Origin of the sequence: Snodgrassella sp. B3882 (assembly GCF_026535915.1) — a bacterium.
In the GTDB taxonomy this organism is placed as follows: Bacteria; Pseudomonadota; Gammaproteobacteria; order Burkholderiales; family Neisseriaceae; genus Snodgrassella.
Genome location: NZ_JAFNPF010000001.1, coordinates 581,981 through 607,666 on the forward strand (window position 1 = coordinate 581,981; position 25,686 = coordinate 607,666).

General features: G+C 35.5%; 21 protein-coding genes. 18 read left to right on the plus strand and 3 right to left on the minus strand.

The annotated features are described in order from the left end of the window. Window positions 1-257: 257 nt before the first annotated feature. The 9 genes from J3U68_RS02470 (at window position 258) to J3U68_RS02510 (ending at window position 9,884) form a co-directional block, all read left to right on the plus strand. Entirely contained in the window at window positions 258-2,696 is a 2,439-nt protein-coding gene (locus J3U68_RS02470; RefSeq protein WP_267374242.1) for an excinuclease ABC subunit UvrA, read from the plus strand. A 17-nt stretch (window positions 2,697-2,713) separates the two neighbouring features. After that, window positions 2,714-3,724 carry a serine hydrolase domain-containing protein gene (locus J3U68_RS02475; RefSeq protein WP_267374244.1) on the plus strand — a complete coding sequence of 337 codons (1,011 nt, stop codon included), beginning with the start codon at window positions 2,714-2,716 and terminating at the stop codon, window positions 3,722-3,724. A 240-nt stretch (window positions 3,725-3,964) separates the two neighbouring features. Then, entirely contained in the window at window positions 3,965-5,347 is a 1,383-nt protein-coding gene (locus J3U68_RS02480) for an MATE family efflux transporter (protein ID WP_267374247.1), read from the plus strand. Between the two features lie 232 nt (window positions 5,348-5,579). Continuing rightward, the gene (locus J3U68_RS02485) at window positions 5,580-5,882 is read left to right on the plus strand and encodes a hypothetical protein (protein ID WP_267374250.1); all 303 of its coding nucleotides are present in this window, start codon (window positions 5,580-5,582) and stop codon (window positions 5,880-5,882) included. 42 nt (window positions 5,883-5,924) lie between these two features. Then, on the plus strand, window positions 5,925-6,215 hold the full coding sequence (locus J3U68_RS02490) for a hypothetical protein (protein WP_267374252.1): 291 nt from the start codon (window positions 5,925-5,927) through the stop codon (window positions 6,213-6,215). Continuing rightward, entirely contained in the window at window positions 6,184-6,774 is a 591-nt protein-coding gene (locus J3U68_RS02495; protein WP_267374254.1) for a hypothetical protein, read from the plus strand. The genes J3U68_RS02490 and J3U68_RS02495 overlap by 32 nt, the downstream gene beginning before the upstream one ends. 962 nt (window positions 6,775-7,736) lie before the next feature. Then, window positions 7,737-8,084 (plus strand): hypothetical protein, encoded by a 348-nt coding sequence (locus tag J3U68_RS02500; RefSeq protein ID WP_267374257.1) that lies wholly within the window; start codon window positions 7,737-7,739, stop codon window positions 8,082-8,084. Between the two features lie 492 nt (window positions 8,085-8,576). After that, window positions 8,577-9,257 (plus strand): hypothetical protein, encoded by a 681-nt coding sequence (locus tag J3U68_RS02505; protein WP_267374260.1) that lies wholly within the window; start codon window positions 8,577-8,579, stop codon window positions 9,255-9,257. A 273-nt stretch (window positions 9,258-9,530) separates the two neighbouring features. Continuing rightward, the gene (locus J3U68_RS02510; protein WP_267374263.1) at window positions 9,531-9,884 is read left to right on the plus strand and encodes a hypothetical protein; all 354 of its coding nucleotides are present in this window, start codon (window positions 9,531-9,533) and stop codon (window positions 9,882-9,884) included. Between the two features lie 1,943 nt (window positions 9,885-11,827). On the opposite strand, the gene J3U68_RS02515 is transcribed toward J3U68_RS02510, so the two are convergent. After that, a complete protein-coding gene (locus tag J3U68_RS02515; protein ID WP_267374265.1) occupies window positions 11,828-12,364 on the minus strand; it encodes a hypothetical protein in 537 nt (178 codons plus the stop codon). Window positions 12,365-13,325: 961 nt separating this feature from the next. On the opposite strand from J3U68_RS02515, the gene J3U68_RS02520 reads away from it, so the two are divergent. From J3U68_RS02520 to J3U68_RS02535, 4 genes are read left to right on the plus strand one after another with little or no spacing between them, the layout of a single operon-like run. Further along, window positions 13,326-13,508, plus strand: coding sequence for a MerR family transcriptional regulator (locus J3U68_RS02520; RefSeq protein WP_267374267.1), 183 nt, complete (start codon window positions 13,326-13,328; stop codon window positions 13,506-13,508). 34 nt (window positions 13,509-13,542) lie between these two features. Continuing rightward, complete coding sequence (locus tag J3U68_RS02525) at window positions 13,543-13,761, plus strand: hypothetical protein (RefSeq protein WP_267374269.1); 219 nt, start codon at window positions 13,543-13,545, stop codon at window positions 13,759-13,761. Window positions 13,762-13,816: 55 nt separating this feature from the next. After that, a complete protein-coding gene (locus J3U68_RS02530; protein ID WP_267374271.1) occupies window positions 13,817-14,038 on the plus strand; it encodes a MerR family transcriptional regulator in 222 nt (73 codons plus the stop codon). Further along, window positions 14,035-14,286, plus strand: coding sequence for a hypothetical protein (locus J3U68_RS02535; RefSeq protein ID WP_267374273.1), 252 nt, complete (start codon window positions 14,035-14,037; stop codon window positions 14,284-14,286). The genes J3U68_RS02530 and J3U68_RS02535 overlap by 4 nt, the downstream gene beginning before the upstream one ends. A gap of 119 nt (window positions 14,287-14,405) precedes the next feature. Here the strand turns inward: J3U68_RS02535 and J3U68_RS02540 are convergent, their stop codons facing one another. Then, window positions 14,406-14,963 (minus strand): TetR/AcrR family transcriptional regulator, encoded by a 558-nt coding sequence (locus J3U68_RS02540; RefSeq protein WP_267374275.1) that lies wholly within the window; start codon window positions 14,961-14,963, stop codon window positions 14,406-14,408. A 114-nt stretch (window positions 14,964-15,077) separates the two neighbouring features. On the opposite strand from J3U68_RS02540, the gene J3U68_RS02545 reads away from it, so the two are divergent. The 4 genes from J3U68_RS02545 (at window position 15,078) to ubiB (ending at window position 20,801) form a co-directional block, all read left to right on the plus strand. Then, entirely contained in the window at window positions 15,078-15,617 is a 540-nt protein-coding gene (locus J3U68_RS02545; protein WP_267374278.1) for an HPP family protein, read from the plus strand. Window positions 15,618-17,450: 1,833 nt separating this feature from the next. Continuing rightward, window positions 17,451-18,029 carry a hypothetical protein gene (locus tag J3U68_RS02550; RefSeq protein WP_267374281.1) on the plus strand — a complete coding sequence of 193 codons (579 nt, stop codon included), beginning with the start codon at window positions 17,451-17,453 and terminating at the stop codon, window positions 18,027-18,029. 648 nt (window positions 18,030-18,677) lie between these two features. Further along, window positions 18,678-19,187, plus strand: a complete 510-nt coding sequence (locus tag J3U68_RS02555) for a HugZ family protein (protein ID WP_267374283.1) — start codon at window positions 18,678-18,680, stop codon at window positions 19,185-19,187. An 84-nt stretch (window positions 19,188-19,271) separates the two neighbouring features. Continuing rightward, window positions 19,272-20,801, plus strand: a complete 1,530-nt coding sequence (gene ubiB, locus J3U68_RS02560) for a ubiquinone biosynthesis regulatory protein kinase UbiB (protein WP_267376187.1) — start codon at window positions 19,272-19,274, stop codon at window positions 20,799-20,801. 2,196 nt (window positions 20,802-22,997) lie between these two features. On the opposite strand, the gene J3U68_RS02565 is transcribed toward ubiB, so the two are convergent. Further along, window positions 22,998-23,153 (minus strand): hypothetical protein, encoded by a 156-nt coding sequence (locus J3U68_RS02565; protein ID WP_267374285.1) that lies wholly within the window; start codon window positions 23,151-23,153, stop codon window positions 22,998-23,000. A 196-nt stretch (window positions 23,154-23,349) separates the two neighbouring features. Here J3U68_RS02565 and J3U68_RS02570 point away from each other — a divergent pair, with 196 nt between their 5' ends. Beyond that, window positions 23,350-25,428, plus strand: a complete 2,079-nt coding sequence (locus J3U68_RS02570) for a prolyl oligopeptidase family serine peptidase (protein WP_267374287.1) — start codon at window positions 23,350-23,352, stop codon at window positions 25,426-25,428. Window positions 25,429-25,686: the final 258 nt, after the last annotated feature.

Below are 25,686 nucleotides of genomic sequence, written 5' to 3' on the forward strand. Positions count from 1 at the left end.
AACCGAACCTGAATCGCCGCAAATGAGGTCCAATTTCGGTAAAAACACAATATAAATCTTAATATACCAAATGAATATTTTTAAAATATAAATATTAAATTAACCCATATTATTAAAATATAATCAATAAATTTTAAAAAATTTTAAAATTTCATTTCACTAATAAAAATTATTGCTCTATATTTCCTCAATAGGTTGATCTTAACGATAAATAAATTAGTTGGAATTTCTTAATTAAAAAGACAAGGTTTTATTAGATGAAAAGTATAAAAATAACAGGAGCTCGGATTCACAATCTTAAAGATGTTGATATTACTATTCCCAAAAACAAATTAACCGTTGCCACCGGTATAAGTGGATCAGGAAAGTCTAGTCTGATGTTTGATATTGTGTTTGAAGAAGGACGTAAAGGGTATCTTCAATCATTAGGAATCTTTCCGGGACTTGAAAATGAGAGAAAATTTGCAAGCATAAAGGGTATTGGCCCGACAATTGCAGTTAAACAAAGCGTTGTACGTCAGAATAACCCAAGATCAACAGTCGGTTCAAAAACAAACATATTCAACCTTCTCGCCCTACTGTATTCAAGTGAAGGGCAGGTTAAATGTTCAGAGTGCAACAAAACTATTGGACAAGATAGGATCTGCGCTAAGTGTGGACATGAGGAAGAGCGACTTGAATTAGGCTATTTTTCCTATAATAACCCTAACGGAATGTGTATGAAATGCGCTGGCAGAGGTGCATATTATCACGTTAATATGGAAAAGCTTATTGCAAATAAAAATCCCACCGTTCGAGAGTTATTTAATTTTATCGGGGTAACCCCTGGTATACTTCGCGTCTTGGAAAGGAATTTCAAAGGCTATATGGATCAGCCTTATTTAGAAATACCGGATGAAATAAAAGAAGACGTGGTAAACGGGCATTATGTCAGCAATAACAGTGCAAATCAAAGCTTCTGCTTATCAAGAATTTTGCAAGCTAAACACAAAAGAGGCGAATATTTAAATGGTCTATACGAAATAACCCTTTGCTCAGAATGTCATGGATATCGCATAGGTGAAGAAGCTCGCAACATATTAATTAATGATAAACATATTGGTCAAGTCGGCAAAATGACTTTAGACGAGGCTAAAACGTTTTTTGAATCGGCATTGGAACTAAACGAAATAACGCAATTTGGGAAAAATCTTCTTAACGATATTTTGGGTAAAACAAACTCATTAATTGCTTCTCGTTTAGGTCATTTGTCACTTTATAGAGAAATGTCCTCACTAAGTGGCGGGGAAATACAACGACTCTTCCTTAACTCGCATTTGGAGTCGAAACTTGAATCACTTATCTATATTCTTGATGAACCCACAGTCGGACTACATGAATCAGAAAAACTTGAACTTTTACAATCCATAAAAGCGCTTAAAGATTTGGGCAACACGGTTATTGTTGTGGAACATGACCGAAGTACGATAGAAATAGCTGAACATATCATTGATATTGGCCCAAAAGCGGGGATTGAAGGCGGAGAAGTTATTTATCAAGGTGATTATGCTGGCCTGTTAAAATGCGATAAATCATTGACAGGACAATATCTTTCCGGCAAGGCAAAAATGCCGGTAAGGATGTTAAAACAAAATATCGATGACTCTGATATTCCTCGTTTAGTCATTCGACATGCCAAAACCAACAATTTAAAAGATATTTCAGTCGCATTTCCATTAGGCGTTCTTATTGGGGTTTCGGGCATTTCCGGAAGTGGTAAAAGCTCCTTGATATCGAACACGCTTACGCCCCTGTTAAAAAGTTATTTTCGCTTAGACGCCAATAAGAACAATACCAATGGAGAAGAAAACGAAGTAGATTTTGAAGATGAATCACTATTAATCGAAACAATAGCCGAAAGGCTTGATGGCGCAGAAAATATTTCTGGCTTTGCTGAAGTATCGCAGGCACCAATAGGAAGAAATATAAATTCGAATCCTGTTACTTTTACCAAAATATGGGACAAGATACGCAGATTATTTGCAGAACAACCCGAAGCAAAACGGTTAAATTTAACGGCTGGACACTTTTCCTTCAATTCCGAGGGCGCTTGCCGAGAGTGTCATGGTAGTGGACGTAAAGCTATTTTTCCTGAAGGTAGCTTAAAGATGTACGCAACATGCGAAAAATGTAAAGGTAAAAGATATAACAACGAAGCTTTAACTGTCATGTATAAAGGGAAAAATATTTCAGAAATTCTTGATATGCAGATTTCGGAAGCGATAGCCCTATTTAGTGATAATGATTTCATCGTTCGTCCGTTACAGATAATGGAACGGATTGGTATGGGATATATAAAGCTTGGGCAACCCACTTCAACAATGAGCGGAGGGGAAACCCAAAGACTTAAACTCGCGAAGGAATTAGGACAGCAACGAAAAGGTAATATCTTGTATATCATGGATGAACCCACTACCGGTTTAAGCCTTTATGATACAGCTCAGCTGATAAAACTGTTGGATGAATTAATCAAAAGCGGAAACTCTGTGATTGTTGTTGAGCATAATCATGAAGTTCTTGAATCGTGTGATTGGATTGTGGAACTTGGTCCTGAAGGAGGATTAAAAGGTGGTGAAATTATTGCCGAAGGAACGCCTAAAGACTTGGTGAAAAATCCAAAATCACTAATCGGAAAATATTTAACTCCTACGACTTAAAAAGTGGATACTTGATTATGGCTAATATAAAAGAATTAGAAACCATTGATGCAGAATCGGTGGATATGAATCCAGATAAATTGAGAGAGCTGGATGTCGCCTTGAATTTTCAACTAGGCATTATTAAAGGAATCGCAATTTTGCGAAAAGGCGGCATTGTGTTTGAAAAATATTTCAAAGGTTACCATGCTGAAAATACTCATCATCTCACTTCAGTAACACAAAGCGTTACTTCCGCTTTAGTGGGAATAGCCATTGATAAAGGATATATAAAAAGCGTCGATCAACCAATACTGGATTTCTTTCCAGAAACAGAATCCAAAGCCAGTGATATGTTAAAGCGAAATCTAACAATCAAACATTTACTAACCATGACTGCACCCTATTCTTGGAAAAAGAGTGAGCCATTAGATAGGTTGAGAAGGCAAAAGAATTGGACGATGTTTATGCTTGAAATGTTGGGACAAAAAGGCCAGCTTGGGGAGTTTCAATTCAATATGTCTAATGCCCACCTTCTTTCAGCGATTATTACGCGGAGTACGGGACTATCAACCCGAGAATTTGCCAATAAATCATTATTCAGCCATTTAGGGGTGAAAGAGATCGTTGACCAGCAGATGAAATCCTTTTCTAAAGAAGAGGTCTATGGTGAAAATATTACTGGTTGGATAAAAGATCCTCAAAATATCAATACTGGAGGCTGGGGACTGTCTTTAACTCTGCGTGATATGCTTCGTTTGGGATATTTGTATTTGAATAAAGGCCATTGCAATGACAAGCCGATCATTTCAGAAAACTGGATAACTGAATCGCTAAAACAGCATACGGAAGATTGTGGCTATATGTGGTGGCTTAGAGAAGATAAGGGGATTAACACTTTTCTAGCGGCAGGTGTAGGCGGAACTTATCTCTATTGTGTTCCCGAAAAGGATCTGATAGTGGCAATCGTATCGAAAGTCGACAAGATGATAATCGACAGGTGGGAACTCATGGCGGATTATATTATTCCATCAATTATAGACAGTTAATTTTTTCGTCGTAAATAAAATATCCCTTCTGCGATTCATTCCATCAAAAGGCAAGAAGGTTTTACCGCCATGAACTGTCTAACAAAACATTTTAGGTTGGGATAGGTGCTGTTCGGGCAGGTACTATAAGGTGAAAAATATAATGGATATTTTGCTCTCGATAACATGCCGATTAGAAGCTTTTTTGCGCTAGAGAAAAAATAACATCACTATTTAAAAAATAAACTTAAAGAGAAATCTATGTCAAATTTTCAAGAAAAATTGCAAAAAGGCATGTTTGAAGGTCCAATCATGCCAATAATTATAAAAATAGGGATTCCCATTCTCATTGGTCACTTATTAAATTATGCTTACTTAATCATAAATACCTATTTTATTTCATTGATCAATCCTACTTCTTCAGCCCCGTTGACGGGAACCGGTCTTTTATTTCCATTATTTTTTGTCTTTGAAGCTATCGCCTCAGGTTTAGCCGTTGGACTCAGTATCACAACGGGGCGATTAATCGGCGAAAAACGATTTAATCATTATCAAAATCTAGGTGTTACAGGTGTCGTCATAGCTTTACTGCTAACCGTGCCATTTATGATTATGTGTTATGCTTTTGGCCCACAAATTATTAATTTATTATCAGGTGATAAATTAAGCCTAGAAGCAACAGTCTATAGTCTACAGTTTTTATATTCATTAGCCCCTGGTTTACTGTTCATAATATTATTACAGGTTTATGGCGGTATTCTTATTGGCGAAGGCCTGACATATGTTACTGCAATATCATTTATGATTATGGTAACGCTCAATATCATACTTGATCCGATATTGATATTTGTACTCGATATGGGGGTGGCTGGTGCAGGTTTAGCCACAACAATATCGTTATTTATGGCTTTTATCTATTTAATCCGCTTTATACACAAGGGAAAATCAAGAATTCCGTTAACATTTAACTTTACTCACTTTAACGGAAAAATTGCCAGAGAAATCATACGGATTGGATTGCCTCAGTTTTTAATGACAGCCTCAACTTATATCATTATCGTTGCATATAACAAAATGATCACCAATACCTTTGATGAAAATGCAATGAATGCATGGACATTGGTTGGGAGAATTGATCAGATTTTAGTTATTCCGATGATTGCTATTGCTGGTGCAATGACGGTCTTTATTTCGCAAAATTATGGACGTAATCAACTTGATCGGATTAAAGAAGCTTTTAATCTAAGCTTAAGGGCAATAATGATATTATGTAGCATCATTGCAGCACTTTATGTGTTACTTTCTCCTTGGTTATTTTCAATATTTACTTCAATACCAGAAGTGATTGATCTTGCCAGAAAACAAGTGCTAATCGTATCATTTACCTTTTGTTTTATGGCAATAACGTGGATAATCGCATCATTCTTTCAAGCGACAGGAAAACCCCTACCTGCGGTAATTATCCTTTATATTAGAATGATCATTATTTTTTCTATAGGACTATATTTAGTCTATGTTCAAAAAATGGGAATGAATGGCATTTTTATCTCTATGGCAATCGGAAACCTAATTTCATGTTTATTGTCATTTTTGTGGGTGAAGAAAAGGCTGAAATCATTAAAATTCAAATCAATTTTGGAATAAGTTATTTTCGTCTATTGCTACGCTATTATCTCAAACAATATTAAGCAAATAAGCTAAGTACAAAAGTTAATCAAGTAGAAAAAAGACACATTGTAAAAAATAATTGGGTAGATATTGAATATCATTATATTATTGGAAGAAAAGAATAGGGAAAAAGTAATATTTATGAAGGATATCCCCGAATTAAAGTCGAAATTCAATCAGTTCAATAAGATTATAAATGGATGACAATATGAAATTATTAAAGATCTTAATAATACTATTACTATTAATTAAAGGTTTTACCCAAATTCTTATTTGCAACGATGATCCTACTGTCTTTTTGGCGCTAAAATTGAATCCTCTTTCTGAAAATTATAATTATATTAATTATTTAAGTCACAATAGTTATTATGTTTTGTTTTCTGATGAAAATGAAATGATAGGACAAAATATCATTGATATGATTTATAAGATTCCTTTAATTCTTTATATTTCAGTTTTACTGATATTATTTTTTTTAAAACATAAAAATACAAAAGAGAAAACCCTATGAAGCAATTTTTACCACCTATTGATGCTACGGTTTATCAACTTATTGACTTTTTTAATAAAAAAATTAAAAGGAATTGATATTAAAGAAACAGATGGTATAAATAGAACAGAAGTGAATGTTGGAACTCCATTAGGTTTTGCAGGAGTATCTGGTTCGATAGCTAATAAAGGACATGCCCCCCATTTGCATTTAGAAGTAGCAAAAGTATTAAATGCGAAAGATTTGGGAGAAAGCGTAATAACTAATCCTGCAAAATTTGTTAGACTAAATTCATATAATACCAAAGATGAAGATGATGAAAATGAAAATAAACCGCACTACCATAAAAATTAAACACTATTTGATTAGTTTATTATTAGCAATTTTTTTACCATTCAGTGGTAATGCCTACGAAAATCAATATATAGATACAAAATTTGTCTATGAAGAACAATATGAACAAAATAATTATTATTTTAAATCAAAAGAGTTAGACAAGCTTTTTCACCTTCATAATGAAGTTTATTTTCAACCAGATACTTTTGGTCTTGATACAGAGTTTTATTATGTTCGACCGATAGGTATTAAAGGTAATCTTAAAGATAGTTATATTCTTTTATATGATAAAAATGACATTTTAAGAGATGTGCTCCCCGTTGCTAATAAATATGTATATTCTATTGATGTTCGATTAGAAAATAATAAAAAAGGAATTTGCTTGGGGACATTTGATGAAGAAAATGTTTTTTTTGAGATTGAAAAAATTTATGAAGTCACTAAGGAAATAAAATTAAAACCTTTATCAATTGAAACCAAAATATTGGACTGCCCTATACCTGCTGATTATAATACTGAGGATAATATAGGAATGGAAGATTACTTCAAATATGGCGTATTACGCAATAGAAAATAATAGTTTTAAAAAAAGAATTATTTTTAAATAGTTTTATAGAAAATCAACAAATAGTTAAAAATCCTGAATAATTATATACTAATTTATTGCTACTAAATGATATATAATCATTCAGGACTTTTTTACTATGGATTGCCGTGCATAATATGCGTGATAATAAAAAAATATATTGGCAAAAATTGTTATTATTCAAAGTAATTGATTAATTAAAAATCCTCCTAAAATAAAGAGGAAATAAATTCACAATTATCTGAAATCAGGTATATACTCTCCATAAATTCTTAAAACCGCACTCATATACTGCACCCGTCATTCTATACAAGCGTTTTTTAAAGTACGTTGGGAAACGTTTAAGAATCAATATTGGAGCAATCGTATATCTGAAAGTGATAAAATATTATATAAGAATTTAGATTTGATTACTTCCGATTTGCTAATCACAATCTCACCACAAGGCACTTTGCACTACCTGACCAATATAATTGAAATACAAAAAAAGCAGATAGGATTCTCAACGACCTTTCCCATAAATATACAGTAGATAACCCTCAAAAAGTATTTAAGGCTTATCAAAATTATTATTGTCATAAAAAAATATAATGTCATCCCTATGCTCATACAGTGCAATTGGTTTGTTACTTCCTCCTTACATAGCAGTGCCTAGTGAAGTAAAAAATGAAAAATTAATGGAAAGCATACTCTTTACTTTACAAGAAAAAGTGAACCAATAACAGAAATAATAATAACCGGAAAACTACAAGAACAACATTTATTATCAAATTTACAAGCGTTAGCTGAGTTCAGAAAAATAAAAAAGGAAGATATTCCCAAGCTAGAAGAATATGAAGGCATCTATCATTTGCAACCCGATAAATCCGTCAAAAATGCCTCTCTATCTATTCTTTTCTCTTTTGGAGAAAACTATAAAAACATAATAGGCTACACACTTAATACGCTATCATATGAAGAAATATAAAAAAACTCTTCACATACACGATTTTCAACAAAAACTAGATATTAAATACGGAAAAGGAAAATTCCATGCTGTTTTGGGACTTAGCTTATTTTTCTGTCTGTCTTTTACTTCCTGCTCCAATGATTTTCATAATAGCGGGGCTACAAACAGAAGCAATATAGGCGGCTCTATTGAAGGAACTACCCATGAAGGGCAATCGAGCGGAGCAAGAATTCAAATAACGAATACGGGACAAACTGTTACATTAAACAAACCGCCTTATGGGGATAATCCAACGGTATTAGATGCTTATTTTGCCCGACAAGATACTAAATCCAATGAGTATAAAAAATAAATTCAGCAACTATAGAGGATGTGATATATATTGTAGTAGATAGTGCAAATTTATTTGCAAAAAAATCACTGTTACCATTAAAGACAAAAAAACATCATATCCGGTAATATCCCTTTTCAACAATATAAATCAAATGGTAATGAACTTGCTGATAAATGTGTAGATGTAAAAGGAATATTTGAAGCAAAAGTAAGAAACGAAATAAATGACCAACGTTTTGCACTTTATAAAATTGCTCTGAAAGGGAAAGATGAAGTGACGACAAAAAATGGAAAGATGATATTGAAAAACACTTATAGAAGAAATGACAACTTAGCCTTACCGTGCAGGCAGACAAAAAAATATTATTTATTGCGACTCTAATCATGCCAATGATACTGAAAAAAACTGTCTGGCTGAACCAAGAAGGTAAATGGTTTAATGCTATTGGAATAAATTATTCTCGTCAATTGCTACGCTATTAGATACAATATAAGAAATTGATGAACAGGGATGCAGATTGGTAATAAAAAACCAGCACTATCCACAAAAATCTCAAGAACTCCCCTACAAATGATGCAAAAGAAAATGAACAAAATGTATTTTAAAGTGTTATCCAAGATTAATAAAAATATTAAAGTTTTAGTGCAAATAATAGCATGTTTGTCGCTATTATTTTGTTTTTCCTGTCAAAATCAGGCGATAGATATAGATAAGGTCATTTCGGCATTACCAATGAGTATAGATAATGGGATTAATTTTGGGCTTGAAGATGATGAATCAGGCTATTTTGAGCTTGAACCAGATGATTCAGACTTCTATCCTTATTATCATTATTATAATAAAAAACTGGCGGCCTATATTTTTATTCTTTTTGTAGGTAAAACAGAGCAAGAAAAAATGTATTGGAATGTTGATAACCCTTCAGGATATTTTGCTCAGCGTAAAGGAGCCAATCAACCAGATTTATTAAGTAATGAAATAAAAAAACATTTACAAGAAAGAGGGCTGGATAATTATGATATAACAGCTATAGTCATTTACGAAAAAGACCTCGAAAAAATTTCTTCTATTGATGAATCAGAGGTTAAATCAGTTGCTTCTGCTTATTCATACCATTTCAAAAATAATCACTGGATCTTTGATAAAGCGGAAAAAATTGATACTGATTTCATTAAAGAAGTATTCAAATAAATTCATATAATACTAAAAATCAAGATAAAAAAATAAACCGCACTAAAGGATGCAAAGGCAAAATGAATAAAGTATATTTTAAAACATTATCAAAAACTAATATAAAAATTAAAGTTCTAGTTCACATAGTAGGATGTTGGTTGCTATTTTTTTGCTTTTCCTGTCAAAGTCAACCGATAGATAAGGTCCTGTCAGAATTACCAATGAATATAGATAATGTGACTAATTTTAGGCTTGAAGACGATCCAGCCGCCAATCCTTCTTATGATTATTATGATAAAAAAACTGGCAGCCTATATTACTGTTAATTTTACAGGTAAAACAGAGCAGGAAAAAATGTATTGGAATATCGATAACCCTTCAGGATATTTTTCTTATTATAAAGGCGTAACTGAACCATATTTCTTAAGTAATGAAATAAAAAAACATTTACTCGAAAGAGGATTAGATAATTATGATATAACAGCTATGGTCATTTACAAAAAAGACATTCAAATTTATTCTGATGATGATTTAGAGTTTTTACCAGATGATTTAGACTTTAAACCAGATGCTTATACTTATTTATACCATTTCAAACATAATCACTGGGTATTTGATAAAGCGGAAAAAATTAAAAAGGATTAAAGATTTACTCGACTACATTCCTATGATACGCACAATCAAAATGATAACAATCAACCGCACTAACATGAAAGTTAAAAAACAGTCTGATGGATTAGTTTATTTCTAGCAACTGTTTCACGATTTGCTTGCCTTGCCCATAAAACTAAATACATCAATACTCAATTGTTGTTCTTTCCTCTCTCACCCCGGGTAGCTATAATATAGCCAACAAACACCCTTTCAGTTGGTCTGTTGTTCTTTCCTCTCTCACCCCGGGTAGCTATAATAGACCCCGCTGTAAGCCTTGTGGTACGGGGCTTACAGCGTAATTTATGTGAAAAAAAAATGGATTTTTTCAGAGAAAATTGGGCTATTTTTTTCATTTTTTTCAAAAAATGCCTCAAAATGGCAGTAGCGTGTCAGTAGGATGAATATTGCAAAATGCTGTTCAATTATAACAGTTTATGCTGTTCTCTGCTGTTTTTTATTGTCTGCTGCTTAAGTGGGGTAGGTGAGATCGGTTTTACTTGATCGGGCTTTTATGTGATCAGGCAGTTTGCTTTGAGTGGCAATTCGCCTATTTTTCCCAACAAAAATGACTAGACAAACTGAAAAACTGCGCTAAATCCATTTGTGATTATAGAAAATCAGCTGGTTGATAAACTCTTATTTATTGTTATTAGCTGTGGTTAGGCGCGAGAAATCAAAGATCATTAGGCTGAAAGAACATTTGTCTAGATCGTTTTTATACCCACTCTCATCCGAGGTAGCTATAATGCCTGCAAACTTAGTTCATTTGACTTGTTTGTTGTAGTTCCCTCTCTCACCCCGGGTAGCTATAATGGTCTGTGAAGTCTCAATTGACTCGCCAAGGTTGTAGTTCCCTCTCTCACCCCGGGTAGCTATAATCACCCTTGCGACAGGCACCACGTTTGCCAAGTTGTAGTTCCCTCTCTCACCCCGGGTAGCTATAATTCTATGTGTATAATTTGTCGTATTCGTTGTGTTGTAGTTCCCTCTCTCACCCCGGGTAGCTATAATAGACCCCGCTGTAAGCCTTGTGGTACGGGGCTTACAGCGTAATTTATGTGAAAAAAAATGGATTTTTTCAGAGAAAATTTGGCTATTTTTGTCATTTTTTTCAAAAAATTCCTCAAAATGGCAGTAGCGTGTCAGTAGGATGGATATTGCAAAATGCTGTTCAATTATAACAGCTTATGCTGTTCTCTGCTGTTTTTTAGTGTCTGTGGATTTTACGCGATTGATCAGCTCGGTTTTGCTGGATTGGGTCTTTGTTGAGTTCAAGTGTGTTGGTCTATGTGGTTATTGTACCTATTTTGCCAGGCTAAAATTAATATGCTGATAGAATAAATTGTGTTGGTTTAATTTTGCAGAAATGTGGAATTAATGTTTGCTTTGCCTCTTTTTAAGAAATTCTATCTGTTGCAGAGGATTTATAGAACAAATCCTGCTTTGTCTGGCTATTTTGACCTTAAAATTAAACGGTATTGTCATTTAGGCTGGATTAAATCATTGGGCTTGCTCTTTTTAAGGTGTTATTCAAGCGATTTGGCGCGTTTGTTTAAAGATGTGTTTTTAGCTACGCTGATAGGGCGCCATTGTTAGCCAATAATGTTTGATTTGATGATGGCAGATAGGCTGGGCTGTGTGGTTTGAAAATAGCTGTTTGCGGTTGCTTTTCAAGCGCTAGATTGAGTTGCCATTGTATGATTGTGGCATATTATCAAAGCAATACCATGCTTGGCGTGGTGATCAGGGTCTTGAGAGGTATTAGGGAGATATAGTGATCGGCAAAGATCTTTTAATCTTTGCCGTAGAACTTTGGTTGCATGCAGCAATATTTTTTTAGGCCTTTTAATGCTAATTGCATATTAAGTTGGTTTTATTTGCTGCATGTGTGGTCTAGCTTCGAGTGTGCGTATTGGTGGCGCGGTTGTTTATGTTCATTGCTTTTCGGCAGCCAGACGACGGCGATGCTGCCATTTCAACCATATTTGCAGCAACAGTAGGATGATCAGGGCGGAGAGGGTGGACATGATCAGGGTTTGAACATTGTACACCGTGGATTCAATCGGGGTGATGGTTGAATTGCTGGCGGTGTAACGCGCTATGGTTATTTGGTTTGGGGCGCGGAGGATTGTTTGCATGGTCTGCTGTTGGTTTTGTTGCGCGATGACTTTATAGGTGATGGTTTCGTTGCCATTTTTTTCTTTTTCGCCACTTGGCGCTTTGGCTAAGAAGCTGCTGTTGCTGATGGGATGTTGTTGCAGGTAGTGATAGGGTAAGGCCAGAAATGAGCCGTCTGGCTGAAATGTTGCAATCACCATGCTGTCGTGAAAGGGTTTGTGGTTGGTTGCTGTTCTGCGGTCTAAGCTGGCATACAGATACATGAAGAGGATGAAAAGAAGGCAGAATAAGGCTAGTTTAAACAAACGTTTGGTGGTGATTGATGTTTTGGTTGGTTGCGCTGTGGTGTTCATATTCGGATTTCTATATTTGCTAATCTGGGTGTGTGACTTATGTGCTTAATCTTGCTGTATCGATTGATCGATAGGGTATTTTTGCGTGGTTGCTGCAAGAAAAATTAATAATGCGCAGATGTTATCATAATATGCATTCTATTTTGGTGAGCGCGTAATGCTTTTTTTGGGCTGGGTTATTTATTTTTAATCTTGATTCAGTGTTTTGGGGTAGGAAATAAGGTTGTTGGTTAATTAGCTTGTTTGGGTGTTGATGGGTGGGTTTAAATGATGGCGACAGGGTATGATAAATGGTGCTATTTAAAATAGGTTTCAGCAGCTAAATTGGTGATTTATCTTGGCATTAAGTTTGCTCATTTTTTGGGATGATGGGGTTGAACAGACTTGAGCAGTCTGGGCCATGGTGGGCTGGTTGTGTGCTGATTGGAATAGGGGAGTTTAAGGCTGGTTTTTATGTATTCTGTGTTTTGATCATTGGCTGGTTGCCAATTTATGCTGCAGAGATTTTGGTTATAAACAGATAAATTTAGTTCAATCGCTTTTTTCTTTAATATAAGTTGTGAATAACTGCAATCTTGTATTTGAATCATCGCTATCTGGCATTATTGCGCCAGAAAATCATATCTGATGTTTCTAAATTATTGCGCATATAGGATTTCGATAGGCTCTAAAGGCTTTGCTAATCGATTTTACTAACATGATGGTATGCCGGTTTAGTAATCAATCAGCGGAATTCAGAAAAATATTTAGCTGACTGAAAACTTTTCTCGATGACTTTATCGAAAAAGAGAGAAGCCGCTATCGTGCTCGAAAGCTGGGGAGGCAAAGCCAACTGTGCCTGCCGCGTGCCAATCAGGGAAAGCTATATTTCAAGGAGAAAAGGTGCATTCTAGCTGAATGGCAGCCACCTCAGCGCATTAACTATGATACTCGGGATCAGTTAGGTAATCGAAACAATAGGTTGTGGTTCCCTCTTTCACCTCGGTTAGCTATAATTTATTTTATAGGCGAAGTAGCGCAGGCTTTTAAGGTTAATACTTCACTTATCAGGTTTTGGGAAAAGGAATTTGATCGTCTTTCACCCAAAAAGTATAAAAAAAGAGACCGTTTTTTTACCCCAAAAGATATTGAAAATTTTAAATGATTTTTCATTTAGTAAAAGAAAAAGGATACACCTTATGGAATTACCTAAGTTTTTAATGGCAGACAATTCGGATTTTCCTTTAGATTTATTTGTTGTGCACACAGAGAATCCTAGATTTATATTAAATGTAAAAGAAGATGAGGTTAAATGTTTTGATAAATTGGAAGGAGATGAGGAAGAAGCTCTTAATGAATTAGACTCATTGATTATACAAGCATTCGTTTTTTGCGAATCTGAAATCAGAAAATACTAAGATGATGAAGAGGAGTAATACTTCTTAGATTAATTTATGATATTAAAAAAGTAAGTTGTCGTTCTCTCTCTTACGCCGGGTAGCTATAATTTATTTTATAGGCGAAGTAGCGCAGGCTTTTAAGGTTAATACCTCACTTATCAGGTTTTGGGAAAAGGAATTTGATCGTCTTTCACCCAAAAAGTATAAAAAAAGAGACCGTTTTTTTTCCCAAAAAGATATTGAAAATTTTAAAATGATTTTTCATTTAGTAAAAGAAAAAGGATATATTTTATGAAATTACCTAAGTTTTTAATGGCAGACAATTCGGATTTTCCTTTAGATGCATTTGTTGTGCACACAGAGAATCCTAGATTTATATTAATTCTAAAAGAACTAAAAGAAGAGGTGGTTAAATGTTTTGATGAATTGGAAGGAGATGAGGAAGAAGCTCTTAATGAATTAAATTTATTGGTTAGACAAGCATTCGATTTTTTCGAATCTGAAATCAGAAAATCCGAAGATGAAGATGATGAAGAGGAGTAATACTTCTTGGATTAATTTATGATATTAAAAAAGTAAGTTGTCGTTCTCTCTCTTACCCCGGGTAGCTATAATAACCTTAAAGTGATTACAATAAACTCTACCAATACCTACTTGTATACTTAATGCCTATTCAACAAGTCTGACACCAAGTTAATGGCATCTTGTTCAATCTGATCACGAAGACTCTTATCATTTTGATACTCTACACCTACATTAATAAGGCCTTCAAGTATCACCATCAGTTTATTTGTCAAAGACTCTTTATCGGAATAATCTTCAATTTTTGAATAAATTAGGCTTCTAACAAATTCTTTATGCTCCATAAGTATATCTGATACACAAGGCAAGGTTTCACGCATTTCCTCAACTGCTCGCATGAATAAACAGCCATTATAATCCACTTCGGAAAACCATTTTTTATGCCATTTAAATATTCCCAAAATAGCATTTTTTCCATTAAGTCCTGTTAGAGAATCCTCGAGCTTTGTACGAAATATTGAGTCTCGATGTTTTAATACTTCTACTATAAGTTTATCTTTACTTCCAAAGTGATTGTATAAAGTGGTTTTAGAGCAGCCTGACACATCTCTAATATCATCAACACCTACACTAAAAAAACCAGTCCGATAAAACAGTTTTTCAGCAGTCTTAATAATTAATTCATCTGTTTTTTTCAAAATAAATCACCCAAATAAATTGCAGAGTGAACAGATCTGTACTATTATCAATTTAGTGTACAGATCTGTTCATATTATCTATTCATACATTATAACTTATAAGGAAAACAATTAATGACATTCTTTTTTGGCGGTAGTGAAAAACTACCTGGTAGACCTAAATTACTTGATTTATTTCAAGGGTTGTTAGGCGGGACTTTGGCAATTTTAACGCTGGAGTATCTGACTCTCTATTCTGGTAGCTATTTTATTATGGCGCCGTTTGGGGCTTCATGTGTCATTTTATTTGCCGTTTCTCAGTCTCCTCTTGCACAACCAAGGAATGTAATTTTGGGGCATTTGATATCAGCATTTATTGGTCTTATATTTTTGAGATTATTCGGTGATTCTGCTTTTGTTACTGCTTTAGCGGTGGGTTGTGCTATTGTAGCAATGCAATTCTTAAGATGTATACATCCCCCAGCAGGTGCGAATCCGTTGGTTATATTGTTAACAGCAAGTCAGGTTAATTACGATTTCAGCTTTTTATTGTTTCCCGTGCTTTCGGGCTCCATCTCTCTGGTAATCATAGCCTATGCGGTTAACAATCTACTATCAAAAAACAAGTGGCCAATCTATTGGTTAGCATTTTTTAATGATAAAAAGGAGAAGTGATTAAATTGGATGCAAATTAATAATTTTATGAGAACATTCATAATGTGTTGCTATGTGAAAGTTGTAGTTCCCTCTCTCACCCCGGGTAGCTATAATTCTGCCCCTGCGGGGTTCGATCGCATGAATGTTGTAGTTCCCTCTCTCACCCCGGGTAGCTATAATAACTCCCACCACTGGCGTAATGCCTCCGTTGTTGTAGTTCCCTCTCTCACCCCGGGTAGCTATAATCTTGAACAGGCGGTGTGCATCTGTGCTGAAGTTGTAGTTCCCTCTCTCACCCCGGGTAGCTATAATAGACCCCGCTGTAAGCCTTGTGGTACGGGGCTTACAGCGTAATTTATGTGAAAAAAAATGGATTTTTTCAGAGAAAATTTGGCTATTTTTGTCATTTTTTTCAAAAAATGCCTCAAAATGGCAGTAGCGTGTCAGTAGGGTAAATATTGCAAAATATTCTTCAATTATAACAGTTTATGCTGTTCTCTGCTGTTTTTTAGTGTCTGTGGGTTTTACGCGATTGATCAGCTCGGTATTGTTGATTCTGGTTTTTTTGTGGTTAGGCATGTAAGTCTGTGTGGCAATGTTGCACATTTCGCCCGATAAAAACGAATAGACACACTACCTATACTGCGCTAAGTCAATTTGTGCTTATGTGTGTGATAAGCTGGCTTTTGTCTATTTGTTGATTATTGCCGTTGTGGTTATGAACATCATCAATTTGGTTGCCGTTCCTTCTCTCACTTCGGGTAGCTGTTATAAAATAGTGGGTCTAAACAAAGGTAATCTAAAAGATCAGCAATTTTATTCTGCTAATAATGGTGGATTAAGAAGAAATTAATTAAGATCTAAATAAATTTCTTACATTAGTATTCAATCACGTTAGACTCGATCCAGTGCGGCATCGCCACTACTGTTGAAACCATCAGAAAGCAGTACATTGATTGGTAAAGTAGATCGCTGCGGCGACACCCTGATAGGCGTAAACATGCTTGACAGCCATGGCCAGGTCATAATTGACATCGGCTATCTAAAGGTAAACAACAGCATAACACACGCCACAGCGGCTAAGAAAAAGACTGGAATGGCGAAAAACTCCGGATTTTGCCAATGGCATAATGACTGCTGTGCACAATAAATTTTGTTTCAGGGAAATTGAATCTAACCCCCCTTTGGCTTTTTTATAAAATCGTCATATCAATGTGGAAAAAAGCGATCATTGATTTACTTGGGTTTTATTTTTACATGCTCAGGTAAACTGATTTATAAAGAACCCAAATTGCATAAAATACTTCATTTCATTCAAAATAATTAACTATTGCAAGCTAAGCAAGCTCCATCCGATAGATCAACAAGATAGCAAAAAAGATAATCCTACGCGCTGCTGTGTCGCTTTATTTGATTTTCTTAAGACATCAGTTGATGATCAGTAAACATATGGCGTAGTACTATTGGTTTATTTCTGCTAGTTAAAAACTTAAATGTGTTTGCATTCGAACGGTTAAACCTGCTTATTTTGGTTTTTATAACCAATTTCCTGTTTATAAGATCGGAATTCATGATAAAGGGTTTTTTGCTACATAATTTTATCAATATCAAAGCCTACTGCTAGATGGCCAAAGCAGATATTTTACTCAGGAAGATCATTGATAAATTAGCTTACTTTACCCATCAATTGTGCTAGCATTTCTCTCTATACGTGTAAAAAATTCTCCTTATAGCGAGTACTATATAAAAACGAACCAGAGGCATCGAAACAATTTACGCTCTTAGAAAAATTTCCGCATTTTTTGCCATTTAACCCTACTTTTCACCCTATAAACCACAGCAGGATCAAGTATGTACGATCAGGCTGAAATTTTAACAATAATGCAGGAATGGCGCTGTAGCTCTAAAGCTTACGCCAAATTTCATCTGTTTTTCTGCTGCATATGTGCCTTAGCATCGCTTTTGTGCGGGCTAGCTGTATTAACCAGACAAGGTGATGGTGAAAGTTTGGTGGCTTGTATATTTGCACTCATTGGTAGCTTTATTTTCTTCACACTATATAAAAACAAACGGCACAATATTAAACAAGTTCGCTTCACCCCAGAGGCAGTCTACATAGAAGGACTAAAACTTGATATGAGCTACCTTAAATCTGTTGACTACATCACAACACTTAGAAATATCAACAAAGATGTCATCGCTATCGAATTGAGCATGACTTTTTTTCCTAATAGGCTATGTCATGATCACGTCCATTTTTATATGGAGTTCGGAAAATATATTCTATTTAGCAACACGGATAATTACGACTACCAAACACGCTTCATCAATGTGTTGCAGTTACTAGCAAAAGACAGAAGAGAACAACTGAAAAAACAGCCTAATAAAGATGCAATCAGCAAAACATTGGTATCTGGGCAGCAGGCTTAAAATAAATACATCAATCAATCTTATCAGCAAATAGGGCATATTTTCAGCATATGCATCCTCACTATTTCAGGCAGTAGCAAAAATAAAAACTGAAAAGTGTTAAAACATGGCGCTTCATACGCAAAAATCTGGCAAAAGCTGTGCATCAATCAGGATAAAATCTTAATTTTCGATATTGGCTCAGCTGTAACTCAGCTTATCGCCCAATGTGGCTGCGCGGCTTATGTGATTTATTTAATCAATCCATCGAAATGGGTGCGTATTTTTTATTCTGTGCGCATTTTGCCGCTGCACAAGCATTAGGCTTGTTTCTGGGGTTTGGCTGAGTCTTATTATTTGTCATTTTAGCTTTGTATAAAGTTCTGATTCTCAAGTTATCTCAATAAGGTGATTGATCTTTGAGATGGTGTTGATTTGGGAGCAATAATTTGATGACCGAATTTTCCTGCGGTCGGTATTGATTTGGCGAGAGTTGGGTTTTGCAGGGAGGCGGTTTGATGGGCTGGGGTGTGAGTGCAATGAGGTGTTTGGATTGAATGGTGGCAGGGATTGTGTGGAAGGAAATCAGTTGATATTGGCCTGACGGTTTGTGTTTTGTGATCAAGCTGATTATTATTTATGTTTAATTATTTGTGAGCAGGTGATGCGATGAGTGAAAAACAGGATGTGCAGGAGTTGCAAGCAGCGATAACCCGTTTGCAAGGGGTGAAGTCGTTGATTTTGTCTACGGTGAATGAGGAGGGTGTCCCGCAGGCGAGTTATGCCCCGTTTGTTGAGCATGATAGCAGCTTGTATGTGTTGTTGTCTGGGTTGGCTTTGCATACGCAAAATTTGCTGAAGCAGGAACAGGCCAATGTGATGCTGATTGAAGATGAGGCAGTGGCGCGAAATATTTTTGCCCGCGCGCGCTTGAATTATTCTGTATCGGTGTCGGTGGTGGAAAAGGATACATCACCAGGTGTTGAGGTATTACAAGCGATGAAGGATAAGCTAGGTAATACGGTAGATGTGCTGGCAGATTTGCCTGATTTTATGCTGTTTCGACTGCAACTGGAGAAGGCGCGCTTGGTAATTGGTTTCGGTCGCGCATATGTGTTTGTTCCGGGTGAGGTTGACGGGGCAATACAGTTAACGGAAAAAAATAGTTTGAAGGCTTAGGTTGATGCTTAGTGGTGCGGGATCTGTGCATTCTTGAAAAATCCCGTACAATACTTTTTTTGGGGAATAACCGGAGCAGTACTGATGTGGAGCTGGTCTAAACGCTTTTGGGTGATTGTGTATACGGTCTATGTATATGATCTGTTGGAGGTGGCACGCACTCATGTACCTCACGTATGGCTACGCAGAATTTTGCGTTTGTTGCCAAGGGGACGTAAATATCGTGCGTTAGCACCGGCTGTTCGTTTACGTTTGGCTCTGGAGAGTCTGGGTCCGATTTTTGTCAAGTTTGGGCAGGTGCTATCAACGCGGCCGGATATTCTGCCGGCGGATTATGCTCGTGAGCTGGCTTTGCTACAGGATCATGTGCCGCCGTTTGACAGTGATATTGCGATTAATGTGATTGAAAGTGAGCTGGGCAAGCCTTTGGATGCTTTGTATGCCTGCTTTAATCCGCAACCCATGGCGAGTGCTTCTATTGCTCAGGTGCATGAGGCGCATTTGTATAATGCGCAGGGCGGAATTGGTCAGAAGGTTGCGGTTAAGGTTTTGCGTCCGAATATTGCGCCGGTGATCAATCAGGATCTGGCGTTGATGAATATTGCTGCGCGCTGGGTGGAACGGTTGTTTGCTGATGCCAAGCGTTTGAAACCGCGTGAGGTGGTGGCAGAATTTAAAAATTATCTGCATGATGAACTTGATCTGATGAAGGAAGCGGCTAATGCCAGTTTGCTCGGTCGTCAGTTTAAAGACAGTGAAATGCTGATTATTCCGGAAGTTTATTACGATTATTGTGCCCGTAAGGTGTTGACGATTGAATGGATGGACGGAATACCGATTTCGAATTTGGCTCAATTGCACGCTCGCCATATTGATGTGAAGCAGCTGGCACGTTACGGGGTGGAGATTTTCTTCACGCAGGTATTTGATAATGGTTTTTTCCATGCTGATATGCATCCCGGTAATATTATGGTCGCGGACGATGGGCGGTATATCGCCTTGGATTTTGGCATTGTTGGCACGCTAACAGATTATGATAAGCGCTATTTGGCAATTAATTTTCTGGCGTTTTTTAATCGGGATTATCACCGTGTCGCTACGGCGCATGTGGAATCTGGCTGGGTGCCAGCTGATACGCGGGTGGAGGAATTGGAAGCGGCAGTGCGGGCGGTGTGTGAACCGATTTTCAATAAACCGCTGGCAGAAATATCCTTTGGTTTGGTGCTGATGCGCTTGTTTGAAACCAGCCGGCGCTTTAATGTGGAAATTCAACCCCAATTGGTACTGCTTCAGAAAACGTTGTTGAATATTGAAGGTCTGGGCAGGCAGTTGGATCCTAATTTGGATTTATGGGCAACTGCCAAACCTTTTTTACATCGGTGGATGCACAATCAAATTGGTGTGAAAGCGTTATGGCGAGTGCTTAAACAAGAAGCGCCAGATTGGGTGCAGATGCTACCAGCCATGCCACGTAAGCTAAATGCGTTGGTGGATGAGAAACGACAGTTGGAATGGCGAGATGCGTATGTGCATCTGGTGCAAACGCAGCGGCGACAGAATTTTTGGCTGGCAATGATTGTGCTGGTGATGCTGGCGATGTTTATTTTCAAATAGTGTCTTGATTTTTATGCCCGTCTGCGCGCCAGATTGACACAATGGTTTGGTGTTGCAAGGGCATCATTGGCATAACTAGGATATTGTCTTAAGCAAATTGCTCAGAAAGAAAAGGTATTTTTAGATGGGGATAGAGAAGGGCGCTAAGAATGCTTAAGCTTGAGGGAAACTGAGCTGGTTTTGATTCAAGCAGAAGCTATAATTGGATATTTGAGTGTAATGAATAAGGCAAAATTCGATTGATTACACATTACTGGATGCACAGACAGTTTTAAGTCATTATTTTGCTAAGGTAAACATTAAAACCTAAAGAATGATTTTGGTGCTGGAAGGGGTGGCGGAAGAAGAAAGCAAATAGCACCCGATACATATGCTGGGCAATCAAAATAATAAACGCAAACACTTCTAATGGGAAAGATTTAACACTTACTGCTGGTTATAGCAAAGCATTAAATCTTGCTGTGGCAGCAGCAGGAGAGGCTGCTACTAGCGATCTTTAAGCTTATGGGGAAGAGATTACGACAGAAATAAATAAGAATATCAATATTTTGGGTGAAGAAGGTTAAAGTAATATAACGAGATGGAATTTTCTAAAGACAATGCACTATTAGATGGCGATAAAAGATGAAGGATCCGAGTATTAATTGTTACGGATAATCTTAAAATTAAAAATCGCGACGGTGTTTTTGCGACGTAAAAAGGTCATTCAGCAGGTATTAATATCGATCATTAGGGTATGTGTATATTCAAACTAGTTGGTAAAGCCAATTTTGGATTGGGTCGGTCTTGCATTTAAATCGCGAGATTTATTTTAAATCGTTCACTATTATCATTAATGAAATGAGCATAGCGACCACGAGAAAAATTAAAAATAGGTCGTTATTAAAAGACCAATTAAAATTAAAAAATAATATTGGAAGATAGAAAACGTGCCGAACAATCTTTTTTAGTTGTTTAGTGACTTGTTTTCATGAGTAGACAAGTAAGAAGAATCAATACCGACCTTGGATGTGAGTAAATCGAGAATAATTCTGACTATAATTGAAATCATACAAACATCATGGATTTAATCAAAGCAAGCAAAGGGAAACCATTTACCAGAAGGTTGCAAATTATAATAATGAAAATAAGCGTGTCTCAGTAGTTCTCACTGCAGCTTAATCAATTTCATCTATATCATGCTATCTATATCACTTTATCTTAAGACTAGCCACTATTGAGATACATCTCTGAGACCAATAAATCACTGCTGTGGTTGGGATAGCAGGATGTTCTGATAATCGGTTTTTTATAAAATAGGATAGCTAAGTTTGCACCTAAAAAAATATGATTTACCCATTAATATGTAATTTAGATCATTTTTTAAAATTTAACCAGGAGCATTCATGCCCTAAAAGCGATTAGAAGAAGGAGATATTTTTGACGATAATTAAAGTGAAAAAAATTCTTTTAGAAAATGCTGCTGGATTTTTCGCATAGAGTTTTAAACTAAGAATCGGTTAAGGAGCTAACTTGTTAGTAGTTGTTATTTAGTCGGAGTTTTTCAAGAATTTATGACAAAACTTTTTTAACTTAAGCAGAATGTGTTATTCCTAGAGTTTAAATTGATACATATTTATTCTATGATAATATCATAAAATAGATTGGCAATTTTTAACAACATCAACCTTTTAATATACTGAAAGAAATTAATTTTGCCACAGGTTTAATTAGTGTTTATAGAGTAGGTGTATGCTTTGGAGTGGGGAAGTATTATTGCCGAAAAAAAATCACTTTCTATGATTATGACAATGAATTTGAAATTAAAGCAAACATGAGTTCTAGATTTTATTCTGTTTTACGGTATGCTTGTCGTTATGGTGGCAGAGATGATTTAATGGATTTTCGTCTTTATGCATTTTAGAAGCTCAGGTTTGACATTTTGTTCCTGAAAAAAAAGGTTGGCAATAAATGTGCAGATTGGGGAACATGCCCTTTCTTCATTTTATGAATGAGCTTTACAACATCATGCGGATGTTAAGCGATTTTATGAGCTAATAGTTCAGACTAGGATAACTATAAATATCTATATATTCACATAAATAGAATGCTTTTTTAACAAACATAGTCACTGGAATAATACGCTACCCGAATCACTAGTTGGGTTTAAAACCGTTACCGCATGAATCCAAGAGGGGTATCATAACCGGTACAAACTTAGGGTAATTTGAGCATGATGTAGGCAATATTCGGATCAGCCGCCGTTGGTTGTGGTTGTTCTGGCGTTGCCAATTTTTGAGACTCGGCAGGAGGGGGAGTCATGGCTGTCATAGGTTGTGTAGGGGAGCTGATATCGAAGAATTGGGATGCCATTTGTGATTTCTTTCATCGTTGAGTAATGGGATAACTCAAGTCGCTATAGTAGTTTAGGAGTAGACGAGTATTTTTAAAGATTACACTATAGCTTTAGCAGTTAGAATGATTAAACTAATTTAATCATTAACCTTTGAAGGTGATGTTTAGATGTTTAAGATATTTTATAGCGCTTTATTAAGGTAGGCATCATTGAATGTTACTTAGAAAAAAAGTATTAATTATTTTATTTCTTGTATTGTCATTATGTGTTATTGCATGTTCAAGCCAAAATAGGTTGATAAATTTAGAAAAAATAGTCAGGTATGATCCTTATAATTGGATGGAAACTGAGCAAGAAAAAACGCATAATTGGTTATTATCTGAATCTGATCGTTCAATCAAAATTCTTGAAAAACAGGATTGGTTTGCATCGATTGAAAAACGATATAAGCAATTAACTGAATATGGAACTGAGCCAATAATTTTTTATATTCGAATACAAGGTAACAATACTTTTTATTTTAAACAAACAGCTCAGCATCCTTATAATCGTCTCTTTGTGAAAGATCGTTTTGGTAAAGAAACGCTATTGATTGATCCCCCTGCCGGTTACGGTATTTATGATTTCTATCCTTCTTATGATGGGCAATATATTGCTTATAGTATTGCTGAAAATGGTTCGAATGTTTCTACAATAAAAGTGTTTAATTTAAAAACTCGAACACATCTTGCAGATCACATATCGGGCATTACTGATTCAAATTTATTGTGGGGAGAGGATAATTTATCTTTTTTCTACCATAGAAATAATTTATATCATGCCAATAATATAAAAGCCGGAATCGAAGAAATTTATTTTCATCGCTTAGGTTCAGATAGCAAGAAAGACATTAAAATTTTTGGTAAAGATCAGCTAGTGAACTATAACGCCAGAACCGATCAAAATACATTTTTATCACTTGCTTCGAATTGGGCGGTAGCTTGCTCTTCATCTTCAATATCTGGCTATAATATTGATTTATATAGGTTACCTCGTGAAAACTTTAAGCAAAACAATGTCAGTTGGGAAAAAATCATTGATAGAAAACAGAATGTTACGGATTTTTTGCTAAAAGATGATTGGTTATTTTTAGCTAAATATAATGATTATTCAGGCTATAGTATTTTTCGGGTAAATCTTAATCATATCCATCAATCAGCAGAAAAAATTATTGAATGGCAAAATGGAGATTTAACCAATTTTGTCGCCAATCAAGAGGCGATTTATGTGACATATCACGATTCAGGGCAATTAAAATTTGTATCTATTCCTTTTGCTGATATTCATCATATCAAAACCATTCCTATTTCAAATAATAATGAAGTAACGGCTATATTTACGAATTCAGAGCAAAATGACATTCTATTTACGCAGCAAAGTTGGACTAGCCCACCAAAAATATTTCGTTATCATCCAAATAATCAGTTAATTGAAGATTCAAAGATTTTAAGACCAGATCATACTTTATTTTCAGAATATGATTCTGAACAAAAATGGGTTAAATCAAATGATGGAACGCTTATTCCATTAACACTCATTTATAAAAAAGGAATGAAATTTGATCGTAGTGCACCAACTTGGTTAACAGCGTATGGTGCCTATGGTGAAAGTGAATTTCCCAATTATGATGCTTCGCGATTAATATGGCTTGAAAAAGGGGGAATCATTGCCATCGCTCATGTGAGAGGCGGTGGAGAATTAGGGCCGAAATGGCATGATGATGGTACAGGTTATAAAAAACAAAATTCAATTAATGATTTCATCAAATGCGCCGAATATTTAATTCATAATCAATATACTCAACCCTCTAAATTGGTGATCAGTGGAAATAGTGCGGGCGGTATTGTGATAGGTATGGCATTAATAAAGCGTCCGGATCTTTTTGCTGCTGCATCAATTAAAGTTGGCATGTTGAATATGAGTCGATTAGATAAAATTCCAATTGGAATGGCTAATTTTGAGGAATTTGGTTCTCCTTTTAAAAAACATGAGTTAGAAAATTTGGTTAATATTGATACTTATTTAAATTTAAAAGAAGGTGTTAAATATCCTAATGTCATGGTGTCGGTAGGATTAAAGGATGATCGCGTTCCTCCCTGGCAAAGTGCTAAATTTGCAGCAAAACTTAATGATATAAAACGTCAACAGGATGAAAGAGTTTTGATTATTACCGATCAGTATGGCGGACATTTTATGGATAACTTTTTATATATGATGACATTTTTTCTGTGGAAAACTCATAGTGAACATTAATTTTATACAAATGTTTCTGATCAAAAGATCACTAAAATTATATGGATAACTTCATTAGTTTTTGCTTATTAGCAATAAAAAATACGCTTGCTTTATCTATATATTGAGTTCTAAAAACGAATGATATTTAACGTCAGGATAAGAGTTTATCAGCTACAAGATTCATGCTTTTATTGCTTATTTACGATGAAATTTTTTTTAATAGTATAAATTTCTCTTGCTATAACTTCTACTTTTGGAAATAAAATATGAAGAATG

Excerpts from the sequence above, each read along its gene's own strand:
- J3U68_RS02470 (WP_267374242.1), top strand. The coding sequence starts at position 258 with ATGAAAAGTATAAAAATAACAGGAGCTCGGATTCACAATCTTAAAGAT.
- J3U68_RS02475 (WP_267374244.1), top strand. The coding sequence starts at position 2,714 with ATGGCTAATATAAAAGAATTAGAAACCATTGATGCAGAATCGGTGGAT.
- J3U68_RS02480 (WP_267374247.1), top strand. The coding sequence starts at position 3,965 with ATGTCAAATTTTCAAGAAAAATTGCAAAAAGGCATGTTTGAAGGTCCA.
- J3U68_RS02485 (WP_267374250.1), top strand. The coding sequence starts at position 5,580 with ATGAAATTATTAAAGATCTTAATAATACTATTACTATTAATTAAAGGT.
- J3U68_RS02495 (WP_267374254.1), top strand. The coding sequence starts at position 6,184 with ATGAAAATAAACCGCACTACCATAAAAATTAAACACTATTTGATTAGT.
- J3U68_RS02500 (WP_267374257.1), top strand. The coding sequence starts at position 7,737 with ATGAAGAAATATAAAAAAACTCTTCACATACACGATTTTCAACAAAAA.
- J3U68_RS02505 (WP_267374260.1), top strand. The coding sequence starts at position 8,577 with ATGCAGATTGGTAATAAAAAACCAGCACTATCCACAAAAATCTCAAGA.
- J3U68_RS02510 (WP_267374263.1), top strand. The coding sequence starts at position 9,531 with ATGATAAAAAAACTGGCAGCCTATATTACTGTTAATTTTACAGGTAAA.
- J3U68_RS02515 (WP_267374265.1), bottom strand. The coding sequence starts at position 12,364 with ATGAACACCACAGCGCAACCAACCAAAACATCAATCACCACCAAACGT.
- J3U68_RS02525 (WP_267374269.1), top strand. The coding sequence starts at position 13,543 with ATGGAATTACCTAAGTTTTTAATGGCAGACAATTCGGATTTTCCTTTA.
- J3U68_RS02535 (WP_267374273.1), top strand. The coding sequence starts at position 14,035 with ATGAAATTACCTAAGTTTTTAATGGCAGACAATTCGGATTTTCCTTTA.
- J3U68_RS02545 (WP_267374278.1), top strand. The coding sequence starts at position 15,078 with ATGACATTCTTTTTTGGCGGTAGTGAAAAACTACCTGGTAGACCTAAA.
- J3U68_RS02550 (WP_267374281.1), top strand. The coding sequence starts at position 17,451 with ATGTACGATCAGGCTGAAATTTTAACAATAATGCAGGAATGGCGCTGT.
- J3U68_RS02555 (WP_267374283.1), top strand. The coding sequence starts at position 18,678 with ATGAGTGAAAAACAGGATGTGCAGGAGTTGCAAGCAGCGATAACCCGT.
- ubiB (WP_267376187.1), top strand. The coding sequence starts at position 19,272 with ATGTGGAGCTGGTCTAAACGCTTTTGGGTGATTGTGTATACGGTCTAT.
- J3U68_RS02565 (WP_267374285.1), bottom strand. The coding sequence starts at position 23,153 with ATGGCATCCCAATTCTTCGATATCAGCTCCCCTACACAACCTATGACA.
- J3U68_RS02570 (WP_267374287.1), top strand. The coding sequence starts at position 23,350 with ATGTTACTTAGAAAAAAAGTATTAATTATTTTATTTCTTGTATTGTCA.